1 protein-coding gene is annotated in these 218 nt (G+C 72.0%); it reads right to left on the reverse strand.

Annotated elements, in window-relative coordinates:
* Positions 1 to 218: AMIN domain-containing protein (locus DBV10_RS06670; RefSeq protein ID WP_124512075.1), on the reverse strand; the 218-nt coding region annotated here is incomplete at both ends.

Below are 218 nucleotides of genomic sequence, written 5' to 3' on the forward strand. Positions count from 1 at the left end.
AGGCGCTCGGCGATCAGGGCTTCCAGCGGGTCCACCGGCGCAGCCGGGTACAGGTCAAACACCAGCCGGTGCCGGTAGGCCGCCACCGGGGGCAGCGTGAACACCTGGGGCATGGCCGCCTGCTTGAGGTCCACCACCAGGCGCACCACGCCCGGGGCGTTCTGGCCCACGCGGATGCCCGCGATGTTGGGGTCGTCGGGCTTGACCTTGGCCACCAG

The organism is Acidovorax sp. FJL06, from assembly GCF_003852545.1.
Taxonomy (GTDB): Bacteria; Pseudomonadota; Gammaproteobacteria; order Burkholderiales; family Burkholderiaceae_C; genus Acidovorax.